The sequence below is a fragment of the Streptomyces sp. NPDC107528 genome (assembly GCF_055639295.1).
Genome location: NZ_JBVKAV010000002.1, coordinates 728,116 through 740,955 on the forward strand (window position 1 = coordinate 728,116; position 12,840 = coordinate 740,955).

Here is a 12,840-nt window from a genome sequence, read left to right on the forward strand (position 1 = left end):
GCGTACGGAACACAGACGGCGCCTGCCCACAGTCCCCGACCGGACGAATGGGCAGGCGCCGCCGCCTTGTGCCGAAGGGGGTGCCCCTCAGTCCCTCAGCCCGTCAGCTCCGAGACCTTCACGACCGCGAGCAGCATCAGCAGCACCAGTACGCCCGCGCACGCGGCCGTCTGGATCAGGGCCTGGCGCGGGCCGCGCGGGGCGTACGCGTAGGCGAGGGTCACCGCGGCTCCCGTCAGCAGTCCGCCGAGGTGGCCCTGCCAGGAGGTGAGGCCGGCGGAGAGCAGCAGCCACAGGAGCAGGAACGCCATGAAGCGGTTGACGGCTCGCATGTCCGCGCCGATCCGGCGGGCGAGGACGTAGTACGCGGCACCGAGCCCGAAGATCGCGCCCGACGCTCCGACCGAGTCCACGTTCACGTCCCCGAGCAGCAGCTGGAGCACCGACCCGCCCAGCGTCGCCAGCAGGTACAGCGCGAGGTAGCGGACCCGCCCCAGCATGGGCTCCACGACCCGGCCGAGCTGCCACAGCGAGAGCATGTTCATCACGATGTGCAGCAGCCCGAAGGTGCCCTCGGTCGGCGGCAGGTGGAGGAAACCACTGGTCAGCAGCCGCTCCCACTGCCCGGCGACCAGGCCTTCGGCGTGGAAGTCCGAGGGGTGACCGGAGACGTAGATGTAGTAGCCGCCGTCCGGCCCGACCAGCCGGGCGCTGAGCATCGAGAACCGGTCGAGGATCTCCGGGCGCACCACCTCGGCCAGATAGGCGAGGACGTTGAGCCCGATGAGTACGGAGGTCACGAGCGGGGTCGCGGAGATCCGCCCGCCGACTAGCGTCCGGGCCTGCCGCACCGACCGCGAGCCCTCCTTCACGCACTCCACGCACTGATGGCCGACGGCGGCCTCGCGCATGCAGTCCGGGCAGATGTACCGGTCGCAGCGGGTGCAGCGGACGTGGGACTCCACCTTCGGGTGGCGATAGCAGGTGGTGACGTCGGGCCTGACGGCCTCGGACTCTGCGGACTCGGGCTCCACAGCCGGCTCCTCGGAGGACTGGACGGACGATGAGCCGGTGGGGACGGCGGCGATCAAAATAGCGAACACCTGTGGACGGAGGGGAAGGTGGGGCCGGTGGTGCCGTAATCTCGGCAGCCGTACGGACGCACTTGGGGGAGAACGTATGGCGGCGATCAGTCTCAGCAAGGTCGAGGAGACCGCGCCCGCGCTGGTCAGCCTGTACAAGAGCGCCGGGGTGTCGCTGCGCGAGCACGGGCTGGACGGGGTGCGGGCGGCGGTCTATCTGGTGGTCGACTACTCCGGTTCGATGAAGCCGTACTACAAGGACGGCAGTGTGCAGGCGCTCGCCGACCGCGTGCTCGGACTGTCGGCGCACTTCGACGACGACGGGACCGTGCCGGTCGTCTTCTTCTCGACCGACGTCGACGCCGAGACCGAGATCGCGCTCGCCGACCACCAGGGGCGGATCGAGCGGATCGTGGCCGGGCTCGGCCACATGGGCAAGACCAGCTACCACCTGGCGATGGACGCCGTCATCGACCACTACCTGGACAGCGGATCGCGGGAGCCGGCTCTGGTCGTGTTCCAGACCGACGGCGGGCCCATCAACAAGCTCGCTGCGGAACGGTACCTGTGCAAGGCGGCTCCGCTTCCGCTGTTCTGGCAGTTCATCGGCTTCGGAGACCCGGCGAGCCGGCAGTTCGACTTCCTGCGCAAGCTCGACGAGCTGGCGGTGCCGGGCAAAAGGGTGATCGACAACGCCGGGTTCTTCCACGCCGGTTCGGATCCGCGGCAGGTGTCCGACGCCGAGCTGTACGACCGCCTGGTCGCGGAGTTCCCGAAGTGGCTCGTCGCGGCCCGGGCGCAGGGGATCGTACGGCCCGCCTGACCGGCATGCGGCCTGTTCGCCCCGTTGGCGCGGCCCGTGGGGTCATGTCACCCTGTGGGTGATCCGACGGGGAGGCGACGACCTATGTACGGCGCACGATCGGGGAACGAGGAAACGGCGGCAAGGCGGCCCGCACCGCCCGGGAAGGGCGAGAAGGTCGCCGACTGGGCGGACGGACGGCTCGGGCTGTACGCGTTGGCCAAGGCCAACATGCGCAAGGTCTTCCCGGACCACTGGTCCTTCATGCTGGGCGAGGTCTGCCTCTACAGCTTCCTCATCCTGATCCTCACCGGCGTCTACCTCACCCTGTTCTTCGACCCGAGCACCACCGAGGTCGTCTACAACGGCTCGTACGAGCCCCTCAACGGGGTCCTGATGACCCGGGCGTACGAGTCCACCCTCGACATCAGCTTCGACGTGCGCGGCGGGCTGCTGATCCGGCAGATCCACCACTGGGCGGCGCTGGTCTTCGTCACCGGCATGCTGGTGCACATGATGCGGGTGTTCTTCACGGGCGCCTTCCGCAAGCCGCGCGAGCTGAACTGGGTGTTCGGCTGGACCCTGCTGATGCTCGGCATCATCACCGGCCTGACCGGCTACTCCCTCCCCGACGACCTGCTGTCCGGCACCGGCCTGCGGTTCGCGCACGGCGCGATCCTGTCGATCCCGATCGTGGGCACGTACGTGGCGTTCTTCCTCTTCGGTGGGGAGTTCCCCGGCGAGGACTTCATCGCACGCCTCTATCCGGTCCACATCCTGCTGCTGCCCGGCATCATGCTCGGCCTGGTGGTGGCCCATCTGATCCTGGTCTTCTACCACAAGCACACGCAGTACCCGGGCCCCGGCCGCAACCAGAAGACGGTCGTCGGCATGCCCTTCCTGCCCGTGTACATGGCCAAGGCGGGCGGCTTCTTCTTCCTCGTCTTCGGCGTGCTGACGATCATGGGCGGCATCGCCAGCATCAACCCGGTGTGGGCCTTCGGGCCCTACCGTCCCGACCTGGTGACCACGGGCGCCCAGCCCGACTGGTATCTCGGCTTCTCCGAGGGCCTGATCCGGGTGATGCCGGGATGGGAGCTCAACGCCTGGGGCCACACCCTGGAACTGGGCGTCTTCATCCCCTTCTCGCTGTTCCCGCTGATCCTGATCGCGCTCGGCCTGTACCCCTTCATCGAGGCGTGGATCACCGGCGACAAACGCGAGCACCACATCCTCGACCGGCCGCGCAACATGCCCGTGCGCACCGGCCTCGGCGCGGCCTGGCTGAGCCTGTACGCGGTGCTGCTGATCGGCGGCGGCAACGACATCGTGGCCACCCATCTGCATCTGTCGATCAACGCCATCACGTGGTTCGTGCGGATCTCCGTCTTCGTCGTGCCGGTCCTCACCTTCTACGTGACCAAGCGGATCTGTCTCGGGCTGCAGCGCCGGGACCGGGCGAACGTGCTGCACGGCAGGGAGACGGGCACCATCAAGCGGCTCCCGCACGGTGCGTACGTCGAGGTCCACGAGCCTCTGTCGCAGGGGCAGCTGTTCACCCTCACCCAGCACGAGCAGGAGCCGCCGTACGAGATCGGCCCGCTCCTCGACGCGAACGGCGTCCGGCGCCGGGTCAGCCCGGTCCAGCGGGTACGGGCCCGGCTGGCGCGGGCGATGTTCGGGCCGACGACGCGGATCACCAAGCCGACGGTGGAGGAGTACCGCGAGGTCACCAGCGGCGATCACCACTGAGCACCTCGGCCCTGCACAGGTCCGGGGTGCCCCAGGCGGTGCGCAGAGCGCGGGCCTTGGTCAGCCACAGCGACAGGTCGTACTCCGCCGTGTAGCCGATCGCGCCGTGCAACTGCAGCGCGGTGCGGGCGGCGGCGTACGCGGCCTCGCAGGCGGTGACCTTCGCGGCGGCGATGTCGGCGGGCGCCATGGTGAGCGCGGCCCCGAAGAGCAGCGGCCGGGCGAACTCCAGGCCGGTCTTCGCGTCGGCCAGCCGGTGCTTCACCGCCTGGAACGAACCTATGGCCGCGCCGAACTGGGTGCGCTGCTTGACGTAGCTGACGGTTCTGTCGAGCAGCGCGAGACCGACGCCGAGGGCTTGGGCGGCAGTGGCGAGACGGGCGTGGGCGAGGGCCTGGGCGGTCGGCGGATCCGGACTGAGGAGTTCGCCGCCGGGTTCGAGGGGGGCGAGGCGGCGGGCCGGGTCCAGGGAAGGGCGTACGGGGCCATGGCCGGGGGAGAGGTACAGGCCGGCGGAAGTGAGAGCGAGGCGGGTCGTGGCCGCGTCACCGTCCAGGGCATACCGCGCCTGCCACGCCAGCGTCGCCACGGCCTCGCCCGCCGCGAGGGCCGGCAGGAGCCGCTTGGCGGGGCCGGGGTCGGGCAGGTCGGCGAGCAGTGCCGCCGCCGCGACCGTCTCCACCAGCGGCCCGGGCACGGCATGCCGCCCCAACTCGACGAAAGCGAGGGCGAGTTCGACGGGCCGTGGACCCAGCCCCTCGTACCCCTCCGGTACGGCGAGCGCGAAGACCCCCGCCTCCGCGATACGGGACCACAGCGCCCGGCCACTCGCATGCTCGCCCCGGCTCCAGTCCCGCACGACCGAGGGCGTGCCGGCTGCCGTGAGCATCGAGTCCAGCGAGTGCGCGAAGGCCCGCTGCTCGGGGTCGAGGAGAAACCTCATCAGGGGGTCCCTTCGGCTGTGCCGATGTCGGCAGGCGTTCGCGTTGGCGTCGGATCCGGGCTCTGTCGCATCAGCACCGGCCCTTCGCCGGGGGTGGTGCTGTTCGTGCCGGGGGAATGCGGCGCCCCGGTGACTGCCGCGTCGGGAGTGGTGGCTGGCCTGGCGGGAATGCGGTGCGCCCTGGGTTTCTGCGGCGCCTTGCACCTTCGCTGCCCGCGGCACCTCCGCTGCCCGCGGCACCTCCGCTGCCCGCGGCACCTCTGCTGCCTGAGGCGTCCCCCTGCCCGCGGCACTCCCGCTGTCCGAGGCGCCCCTAGGCTCGGCGGAGCCCCGGGCATCAGCGTCGGCCCTTCGGCAAGCCCAGCAGCCGCTCGGCGATGATGTCGCGCTGGATCTCGTTCGTGCCGGCGTAGATGGGGCCGGCGAGGGAGAAGACGTAGCGCTCGGACCAGTCGGTGTCGGTCAGTTCGCCTTCGGGGCCCAGGAGGTCGAGGGCCGTTTCGTGCAGGGCGATGTCGTACTCCGACCAGAAGACCTTGTTCAGGCTGGACTCCGGGCCGAGGGACTCGCCGTCGAGGAAGCGGGAGGCCGCGGCGAGGGTGAAGAGCTGGTAGGCGCGGGCGCCGATCAGAGCGTCGGCCACGCTGTTCCTCGCGCTCTGCGGGCTGCCCTGGGCCTGCCAGAGGGCGTGCAGGCGGTCGGCGCTCGCCAGGAAACGGCCGGGGGAGCGCAACATCAGGCCGCGTTCGTTACCCGCCGTCGACATCGCGATGCGCCACCCCTGGCCCGGCTCGCCGATCACGTCCTCGTCCGGCACGAACACCTCGTCCAGGAACAGTTCCGCGAAGGCGGGCTTTCCGTCGAGGCGGGCGATGGGGCGGACCGTGACGCCGGGGGCGCGCAGGTCGAACATCAGGTAGGTCAGGCCATGGTGGGGCTTCGGGGCATCCGGATCGGTGCGGAACAGGCCGAACGCGCGGTCGGCGAAGGCGGCGCGCGAGGACCACGTCTTCTGGCCGGTCAGCAGCCAGCCCCCCGCCACGCGCGTGGCCCTCGACTTCAGGGACGCCAGGTCCGAGCCCGCCTCCGGCTCCGACCACGCCTGTGCCCAGATCACCTCGCCGGTGGCCATGGGAGGCAGGACCCGGGCGCGTTGCTCCTCGGCGCCGTGGTCGAAGAGGGTCGGGGCGAGGAGGCTGATGCCGTTCTGGTTGACGCGGCCCGGTGCGCCCGCCGCGTAGTACTCCTCCTCGAACAGCAGCCACCGCACGAGCGAGGCGTCCCGGCCGCCGTACGACGTCGGCCAGTTCACCACCGACCAGCGGTCCGCGGCGAGGTCGGCCTCCCACGCGCGATGTGCCGCGAAACCCTCCTCGGTCTCCAGGGAGGGGAGCGGATCGGGCGGCACCCGCGCGCGCAGCCAGGCACGGGCCTCGGCTCGGAACGACTCGTCGGCGCTCGTGTGGGTCAGTTCCACCGTCGCCCTCCCTCCCCGGAGCCCTGCGACTCTTCCCTAACAAGTGTTTGGTAGGTTAGCGTGCTGCCATGACAAACGTCGAGGCGCCGACGTACGTTCCCGGGCACGGACTGCTCCGCGGACGCACGGCCGTCGTCACCGCGGCTGCCGGTGCCGGCATCGGCGGGGCGACCGCGCGCCGCTTCCTCGAAGAGGGCGCCCGCGTGCTGATCAGCGACGCGCACGCGCGGCGGCTGAAGGAGTACGAGGCGGAGCTGGCGCGGGAGTTCGAGGGCGCGGTGGCCTCGGCGGTGTGCGATGTCACCGACGAGACGCAGGTCCAGGGGCTGTTCGAGACCGCCGTGGCCGAACACGGCCGGCTCGACGTGGTCGTCAACAACGCGGGCCTCGGCGGGAATTCGCCGCTCGTCGACATGACCGACGAGCAGTGGTCGAAGGTCCTCGACGTGACGTTGAACGGCACGTTCAGATGCACCCGGGCCGCCCTGCGCCGGATGCGGGACGCCGGCGGCGTGATCGTCAACAACGCCTCCGTCGTCGGCTGGCGCGCCCAGGCCGGGCAGGCGCACTACGCGGCCGCGAAGGCCGGCGTGATGGCGCTGACCCGGTGCGCCGCGATCGAGGCGGCCGAGTACGGGGTGCGGATCAACGCGGTGGCACCGAGCCTCGCCATGCACCCGCACCTGGCGAAGGTGACCACCCCCGAGCTGCTGGAGGAACTGACCGCGCGCGAGGCCTTCGGCCGGTACGCCGAGCCCTGGGAGGTGGCCAACGTGATCGTCTTCCTGGCCTCGGAGTACTCCTCGTACATGACGGGCGAGGTCGTCTCCGTCAGCAGCCGGCACGCCTAGGACGACAATGGACCCGTGCCGACCAAGAAGAAGCCCCAGGTGACCGCCACCGGAAAGCCCGCGGCCGCCGCCGCCCAGGCGCGCCGCCGCGAACTCCTCGACACCGCCGCCGAGGTCTTCGCCGAGCAGGGCTACAACGCCACCACCGTACGCAAGATCGCCGACCACGCGGGCATGCTCGCGGGCAGCCTCTACTACCACTTCGACTCCAAGGAGTCGATGCTCGAAGAGATCCTGCGCTCCTTCCTCGACGAGCTGTGGAGCGGCTACGACGCCGTCCTTGAGGCCGAGGCCGGCCCGCGCGAGACGCTGGAGGCGCTGGTCACCGAGTCGTTCCGGGAGATCGACCGGCACCGCGCCGCCGTCGCGATCTACCAGAAGGAGAACCGGCAGCTGGTGGCGCAGGAGCGGTTCGCGTTCCTCGCCGATTCGCAGCGCAAGTTCGAGAAGGCGTGGCTGTCCACGCTGGAGCGCGGGGTCGCCGCCGGGGTGTTCCGGTCCGACCTCGACGTCCGGCTCACCTACCGCTTCGTGCGGGACACGGTGTGGGTCGCGGCGTCCTGGTACCGGCCCGGCGGACAGCACACCCCGGAGGAGATCGCCCGGCAGTACCTGTCGATGGTGCTGGACGGGATCGCCGTACGCACATAACCCACCGTTCCCATTGGGGAGTTGCCATGGCCGAGGCCTACATAGTCGAAGCGGTCCGTACGCCCGTGGGGCGGCGCAAAGGAGGGCTCAGCGCGGTCCATCCGGCCGACCTGGGCGCGCATGTGCTCAAGGAGCTGGTGGCGCGCGCGGGCATGGACCCGGTGGCCGTCGAGGACGTCGTCTTCGGCTGCCTGGACGCCGTCGGGCCGCAGGCCGGGGACATCGCGCGGACCTGCTGGCTGGCGGCGGGGCTGCCCGAGGAGGTGCCAGGGGTGACCGTGGACCGGCAGTGCGGGTCCTCGCAGCAGGCCGTGCACTTCGCGGCGCAGGGCGTGCTGTCCGGCACCCAGGACCTGGTGGTTGCGGGCGGCGTGCAGAACATGTCGATGATCCCCATCGCCTTCGCCACCCGGCAGGCCGCCGAGCCGCTCGGCCTCACGGCGGGCCCCTTCGCGGGCAGCGAGGGCTGGCGGGCGCGGTACGGCGAGAAGCCGGTCAACCAGTTCGCCGGCGCCGAGATGATCGCCGCCAAGTGGGGGATCAGCAGGCAGGACCAGGAGGAGTTCGCGCTGCGCTCGCACCGGCGGGCACTGCGGGCGATCGACGAAGGGCGCTTCGAGCGGGAGGTCGTGCCCTACCGGGACGTCGCCGTCGACGAGGGGCCGCGCCGGGACACCTCCCTGGAGAAGATGGCAGGGCTGAAGCCCGTCATCGACGGCGGCACGGTCACGGCCGCCTGCTCCTCGCAGGTCTCCGACGGTGCGGCGGCGATGCTGCTGGCCTCGGAGCGGGCGGTGCGCGAGCACGGGCTCAGGCCCCGGGCCCGGGTGCACCACCTCTCGGTGCGCGGCGAGGACCCGATCCGCATGCTCACCGCACCCATCCCCGCCACCGCCCACGCCCTGAAGAAGACCGGCCTGGCGATCGACGACATCGACCTCGTGGAGATCAACGAGGCCTTCGCGCCGGTCGTCCTGGCCTGGCTGAAGGAGACCGGCGCCGACCCCGACAAGGTCAACGTCAACGGCGGCGCCATAGCCCTCGGCCACCCGCTGGGCGCGACCGGCGTGAAACTGATGACGACCCTCCTGCACGAACTGGAGCGCACGGGCGGCCGGTTCGGGCTTCAGACGATGTGCGAGGGCGGGGGACAGGCCAACGTGACGATCATCGAGCGGCTGTGACCTCAGCCGCCCAGTGAGAAGCCCAGCACCACGCCCGCGGACACCTCCACCATCCCCGGCGCGAGGTCGCCCGCGGAAGCGCCGCCACCGCCGCCGTGCCCGCGGTACTGGCGGAACTCGTACGACTCGGAGTCCACGTCCTGGATGTGCACCACCGGACCCAGGGGCACGCCGGCGGCCTCCGTGTAGACCTCGGCCTTGCGCCGGGCGGCCGCCACCGCCCGGCGGCGCGCCTCGTCCCGCAGCGCGGGCTTGTCGTGCACGTCGAACTCGACGCCGTCGATGCTGCGGGCGCCGGCCTCCACCGCCTCCACGATGAGCTGCTGGAGGTCGTCCAGCGCCTCGGTCTCGACGACGTACTGGGCCTTGCAGAGGTAGCCGAGGAACTTACGAGCGCCATTGGCATGGCCGTACTCCGAACTGAGCCTCAGCCGGGAGCCGGAGACCGAGGAGTCCGGTATCCCGTGCCGGCGCAGCACCTCGCGCAGCCTTGTCACAGCACTGCCGGCCTCGTGGAACGCCTGGCCGGGGGCGGGCTCCAGCACCTCCACCCCCAGCTTCACCCGCACCAGCTGCGGCTCCGCCCGTACACTGCCCGCGCCAAAAACACTGAGCCCCCAGGGCTCCTTGATCGTCTCCGTCATGCGGGCATTGAAGCACCGCCCACCGACAGTCCGCTCACGGTTTGCGAGGCCTGGGCCATGATCCGCTCCACCAGTTCCGCGCACGACGGCAGGTCGTCGATGACCCCGGCGACCTGCCCGGACGCCATCACCCCCAGATCCGTACGGCCGTCCACCATGGCCGACTTGAGCAGCATCGGGGTGTTGGCGGCGAGCAGGACCTGGCTCCACGTGAGGTCCCTGCCGTGCCGCAGGGCGAGACCGTCGCGGACCAGTTGCCGCCAGGTCAGACCGGACAGCCGCCGGAAGCCCGCCGCCCGCCGCAGGGCGTGGAAGAGCACGCTCGCGCGGCCGGCGTCCTCCAACTCCGTCACCAGCTCCGTACGCAGCATGCGGTGGGGCAGCCCGTCGACCGCCCGCGTGACCGTGACGTCCCGTACCGTCGCCGCCAGATACCGCGACTTCACCGCGTCCGGCACCGTCGAGTCCGAGGTCAGCAGGAACCGGGTGCCCATGGCGATGCCGGCCGCCCCGTAGGCCAGCGCGGCGACCAGCCCCCGGCCGTCGTGGAAACCGCCCGCCGCCACCACCGGTATGTCCACGGCGTCGACCACCTGCGGCAGCAGCACCGTCGTCGCCACCTCGCCGGTGTGGCCGCCGCCCTCCCCGCCCTGCACGATCACCGCGTCCGCGCCCCACGCCGCGACCTTCTCGGCATGCCGCCGGGCCCCGATCGAGGGCACGACGACCACGCCCGCGTCCTTGAGCACGGCGATCAGCTCACGCGACGGCGCGAGGGCGAACGAGGCGACGCGCACCCCCTCCTCGATCATGACGCCGACCCGGTCGCCGGCGTCCGCGGCGTCCGCCCGCAGATTCACGCCGAACGGCGCGTCCGTACGGGACTTGACCTCGCGTATCGCCTCCCGCAGCCGGTCGACGGTCATCGTCGCCGAGGCCAGGATGCCCAGCGCCCCCGCGTTCGCCGTCGCCGAGACCAGACGGGGGCCCGCCACCCAGCCCATCCCCGTCTGCACGATCGGGTGGCGGACGCCGACGAGCCGGGTCAGCGGTGTCTCCATCACGCACCGACCTCCCTGGCACGGGTGTCCTCCGGGTCGATCACCTCGCGGATGAGCCGCAGCTCCTCGGCGGTGGGCTCGCGGGTCGGCGGTACCTCGTCCGGGACGGCCAGGTCGAAGCCGGTGGCCTCCCTGACCTGCGCCGGCGTGACTCCCGGATGCAGCGAAGCCGCCCGCATGGAGTGGTCCGGCGTGGCGAAGTCGAACACGCCGAGGTCGGAGACGACACGGGGGATGCGGTGGTACCGGGCGTCGCCCGCGCGGTCGTAGCCGACTCCGCAGACCATGTCGACCTTCTCGACGAAGACCCGCCGGGAATGCCGGGGGATCCAGTAACTGGTCGGATTGTTCAGGGTGTTGACGGGCGCGCCCCGCACCCCCAGCAACTGCCGTTTCGGCTGCTCCCAGTCGCCGATGCACGAGATGTTCTGGTTGCCGAAGCGGTCGATCTGGCTCGCGCCCATCATCACGTGCCGCCTGCCACTGCTGACCAGCGCCAGATGCTGCCGGTACGGCAGCCAGCCCTCGGTCGTGCCGTCCGGGCGGACGAGCATCGCCTCGCCGTCGGTCAGCAGCAGGTCCGGCGCGAAGGTCAGCCGGGCCAGCCGGGCCCCCACGGACGGGATGAGGCCCATCGGGCTCGCCAGGATCTCACCGGCGTCCCGCCAGGCCTCGGCGCAGGCGATCACGCAGTACTCGGCGCGAGTGGCCCGACCCACGGCCTGACTCATGTCGCCGCGTTGACTCATGTCCCCTCCTTGACCGCCGTCTGGTACGCCTGCTCGTCCCCGCCCAGGAAGCGCGCCGCGAACTCCGGCCAGGGGGTGGTCGCGTACGTCTTCTGGAAGGCCTCGTCCCGGCCGTAGTCGGGGGCGCAGGACGTGAAGTGCGCGCCGTTCGGGGCCTCGACCACGCCCGTCACCGTGTGCCGCTTGATCAGCAGCGACTGCGGTGGCGCCTCCTTCGTCAGCTCGGCCGTGTCGACGACCCGTTCGCAGGAGACGTACGCCTCGTCCGCCGCCGCGCAGAACAGGTCGTCGAAGTACGGGTCGGGGCCCAGATACCGACCGTTGCCCAGCCGGTCGGCGCGGTTCACATGGACCAGGGCCGCGTCCAGGCGCAGGGCGGGCATGGCGACGAAAGTCTCCCCGTCGTCGTACGGCGAAGTCACCGTCCGCAGGCCGGGGTTGACCCGCATCACGTCCGAGCCGATCCCGGCCCGCACCGGCAGGAACGGCAGCCGGTTCGCCGCCGCGTGCAGGCCCCACATGAACATGGCCTCGTCGATCTCCGTCAGCTCGAAGGCGCCGCCCTCGCGTGCCGCCCGGTAGTGCGGTTCGAGGGGGATCGAGTCGAGGGTCACGAAAGCCGCGACCAGCTTCCGAATCCGCCCGGCCGCGGCCAGCATCCCCACGTCCGGACCGCCGTACGAGACGACGGTGAGGTCGCTGATGTCGGACCGGAGCAGGGCCCTGACCAGGGCCATCGGTTTGCGGCGCGAGCCCCAGCCGCCGATGCCGAGGGTCATGCCGCTCCGCAGCCTCGAGACGACCTCGTCGGCGGTCATCGTCTTGTCACTCACCTACGCACCCTTCTCTCCGAAGGTGTCACGGACCCGGTCGGCCAGCCCGCTGAGGTTGGCCTCGAAGGTGAATCCCTGCTCGAAGCGGTAGCTGCGGTGCACGTCGACGGGGTCGATGCCATTGATGGCGGCCTTGGCCAGGCGCAGCAGCTGCCCGTCCTTCGCGGCGATCTCGCCGGCCAACTCCAGTGCGGCGGCACGCAGTTCCGCGCGTGGTACGACCCGCCACACCGAGCCGTGCGCGTGCAGCTCGGCCGCGGTCGCCGTGCGCGAGGTGTAGTACAGCGCGCGCATCAGGTGCTGGGGGACCAGCCGGGCCAGATGCGTGGCCGCGCCCAGAGCTCCCCGGTCCAGCTCGGGCAGTCCGAAGGTGGCGTCCTCGCTCGCCACGATCGCGTCCGCGTTGCCCACCAGACCGATGCCGCCGCCCAGGCAGAAGCCGTGCACCGCCGCCACGACGGGCACCTCGCAGTCGTACACGGCGCCGAAGGCCTGCGCGCAGGCGTGGTTGGCACCGATCAGCGCACGGTGCCCGTCCTGCTGTATCTCCTTGATGTCCACGCCCGCGTTGAACCCGCGCCCCTCGGCCGTGAGGACGACACACCGGGTCTCCGGATCGCGGCCGGCCGCGCGCACGGCGTCGGCCAGGGCGAACCAGCCGTCCACCGGCAGGGCGTTCACCGGCGGGAAGTCGACCGTGACGACGGCGATTCCATTCTTCTCCGCCCCCTTTTCCGGAGACGAGGTGGAGACACTCATGGCCGCATCAGCTACCTTTCCACCAAACGTTTGTTAGGTGAAGGGTAGCCGG

General features: G+C 71.1%; 13 protein-coding genes. 5 read left to right on the forward strand and 8 right to left on the reverse strand.

Going from position 1 to position 12,840, the window contains the following annotated elements; genetic code table 11:
• Positions 1 to 95: 95 nt before the first annotated feature.
• Positions 96 to 1,034, reverse strand: coding sequence for a rhomboid family intramembrane serine protease (locus ACZ7L5_RS08360; protein ID WP_471515389.1), 939 nt, complete (start codon positions 1,032 to 1,034; stop codon positions 96 to 98).
• 145 nt (positions 1,035 to 1,179) lie between these two features.
• On the opposite strand from ACZ7L5_RS08360, the gene ACZ7L5_RS08365 reads away from it, so the two are divergent.
• Both ACZ7L5_RS08365 and qcrB read left to right on the forward strand, forming a co-directional pair.
• On the forward strand, positions 1,180 to 1,905 hold the full coding sequence (locus ACZ7L5_RS08365) for a vWA domain-containing protein (protein WP_471515391.1): 726 nt from the start codon (positions 1,180 to 1,182) through the stop codon (positions 1,903 to 1,905).
• An 84-nt stretch (positions 1,906 to 1,989) separates the two neighbouring features.
• Positions 1,990 to 3,636, forward strand: coding sequence for a cytochrome bc1 complex cytochrome b subunit (gene qcrB / locus ACZ7L5_RS08370; protein WP_471515393.1), 1,647 nt, complete (start codon positions 1,990 to 1,992; stop codon positions 3,634 to 3,636).
• Here qcrB and ACZ7L5_RS08375 read toward each other — a convergent pair.
• Both ACZ7L5_RS08375 and ACZ7L5_RS08380 read right to left on the reverse strand, forming a co-directional pair.
• Positions 3,614 to 4,579, reverse strand: coding sequence for an acyl-CoA dehydrogenase family protein (locus ACZ7L5_RS08375; protein WP_471515395.1), 966 nt, complete (start codon positions 4,577 to 4,579; stop codon positions 3,614 to 3,616). The genes qcrB and ACZ7L5_RS08375 overlap by 23 nt on opposite strands.
• A 337-nt stretch (positions 4,580 to 4,916) precedes the next feature.
• Entirely contained in the window at positions 4,917 to 6,056 is a 1,140-nt protein-coding gene (locus ACZ7L5_RS08380; protein WP_471515397.1) for an acyl-CoA dehydrogenase family protein, read from the reverse strand.
• A gap of 68 nt (positions 6,057 to 6,124) precedes the next feature.
• Between ACZ7L5_RS08380 and ACZ7L5_RS08385 the strand changes: the two genes are divergently transcribed.
• From ACZ7L5_RS08385 to ACZ7L5_RS08395, 3 genes are read left to right on the forward strand one after another with little or no spacing between them, the layout of a single operon-like run.
• Positions 6,125 to 6,907 (forward strand): SDR family oxidoreductase, encoded by a 783-nt coding sequence (locus ACZ7L5_RS08385; RefSeq protein WP_471515399.1) that lies wholly within the window; start codon positions 6,125 to 6,127, stop codon positions 6,905 to 6,907.
• A gap of 15 nt (positions 6,908 to 6,922) precedes the next feature.
• A complete protein-coding gene (locus ACZ7L5_RS08390) occupies positions 6,923 to 7,558 on the forward strand; it encodes a TetR/AcrR family transcriptional regulator (RefSeq protein ID WP_328882302.1) in 636 nt (211 codons plus the stop codon).
• A 26-nt stretch (positions 7,559 to 7,584) separates the two neighbouring features.
• Positions 7,585 to 8,742, forward strand: coding sequence for an acetyl-CoA C-acetyltransferase (locus ACZ7L5_RS08395; protein ID WP_471515401.1), 1,158 nt, complete (start codon positions 7,585 to 7,587; stop codon positions 8,740 to 8,742).
• A 2-nt stretch (positions 8,743 to 8,744) separates the two neighbouring features.
• On the opposite strand, the gene ACZ7L5_RS08400 is transcribed toward ACZ7L5_RS08395, so the two are convergent.
• The 5 genes from ACZ7L5_RS08400 to ACZ7L5_RS08420 are packed head-to-tail and all read right to left on the reverse strand — an operon-like array spanning position 8,745 to position 12,788.
• The gene (locus ACZ7L5_RS08400; RefSeq protein ID WP_471515403.1) at positions 8,745 to 9,386 is read right to left on the reverse strand and encodes an SIMPL domain-containing protein; all 642 of its coding nucleotides are present in this window, start codon (positions 9,384 to 9,386) and stop codon (positions 8,745 to 8,747) included.
• Positions 9,383 to 10,447 (reverse strand): NAD(P)H-dependent flavin oxidoreductase, encoded by a 1,065-nt coding sequence (locus ACZ7L5_RS08405; protein WP_471515867.1) that lies wholly within the window; start codon positions 10,445 to 10,447, stop codon positions 9,383 to 9,385. The genes ACZ7L5_RS08400 and ACZ7L5_RS08405 overlap by 4 nt, the downstream gene beginning before the upstream one ends.
• Positions 10,447 to 11,196: a CoA-transferase subunit beta gene (locus tag ACZ7L5_RS08410; protein WP_471515405.1), complete on the reverse strand. Its 750-nt coding sequence runs from the start codon at positions 11,194 to 11,196 to the stop codon at positions 10,447 to 10,449. Before ACZ7L5_RS08410 ends, ACZ7L5_RS08405 begins: the two co-directional genes overlap by 1 nt.
• On the reverse strand, positions 11,193 to 12,029 hold the full coding sequence (locus ACZ7L5_RS08415) for a CoA transferase subunit A (RefSeq protein WP_471515407.1): 837 nt from the start codon (positions 12,027 to 12,029) through the stop codon (positions 11,193 to 11,195). The genes ACZ7L5_RS08410 and ACZ7L5_RS08415 overlap by 4 nt, the downstream gene beginning before the upstream one ends.
• Positions 12,030 to 12,788, reverse strand: a complete 759-nt coding sequence (locus ACZ7L5_RS08420) for an enoyl-CoA hydratase family protein (RefSeq protein ID WP_471515409.1) — start codon at positions 12,786 to 12,788, stop codon at positions 12,030 to 12,032.
• Between the last annotated feature and the right edge of the window lie 52 nt (positions 12,789 to 12,840).

Excerpts from the sequence above, each read along its gene's own strand:
- ACZ7L5_RS08365 (WP_471515391.1), top strand. The coding sequence starts at position 1,180 with ATGGCGGCGATCAGTCTCAGCAAGGTCGAGGAGACCGCGCCCGCGCTG.
- qcrB (WP_471515393.1), top strand. The coding sequence starts at position 1,990 with ATGTACGGCGCACGATCGGGGAACGAGGAAACGGCGGCAAGGCGGCCC.
- ACZ7L5_RS08375 (WP_471515395.1), bottom strand. The coding sequence starts at position 4,579 with ATGAGGTTTCTCCTCGACCCCGAGCAGCGGGCCTTCGCGCACTCGCTG.
- ACZ7L5_RS08385 (WP_471515399.1), top strand. The coding sequence starts at position 6,125 with ATGACAAACGTCGAGGCGCCGACGTACGTTCCCGGGCACGGACTGCTC.
- ACZ7L5_RS08395 (WP_471515401.1), top strand. The coding sequence starts at position 7,585 with ATGGCCGAGGCCTACATAGTCGAAGCGGTCCGTACGCCCGTGGGGCGG.
- ACZ7L5_RS08400 (WP_471515403.1), bottom strand. The coding sequence starts at position 9,386 with ATGACGGAGACGATCAAGGAGCCCTGGGGGCTCAGTGTTTTTGGCGCG.
- ACZ7L5_RS08405 (WP_471515867.1), bottom strand. The coding sequence starts at position 10,447 with ATGGAGACACCGCTGACCCGGCTCGTCGGCGTCCGCCACCCGATCGTG.
- ACZ7L5_RS08410 (WP_471515405.1), bottom strand. The coding sequence starts at position 11,196 with ATGAGTCAACGCGGCGACATGAGTCAGGCCGTGGGTCGGGCCACTCGC.
- ACZ7L5_RS08420 (WP_471515409.1), bottom strand. The coding sequence starts at position 12,788 with ATGAGTGTCTCCACCTCGTCTCCGGAAAAGGGGGCGGAGAAGAATGGA.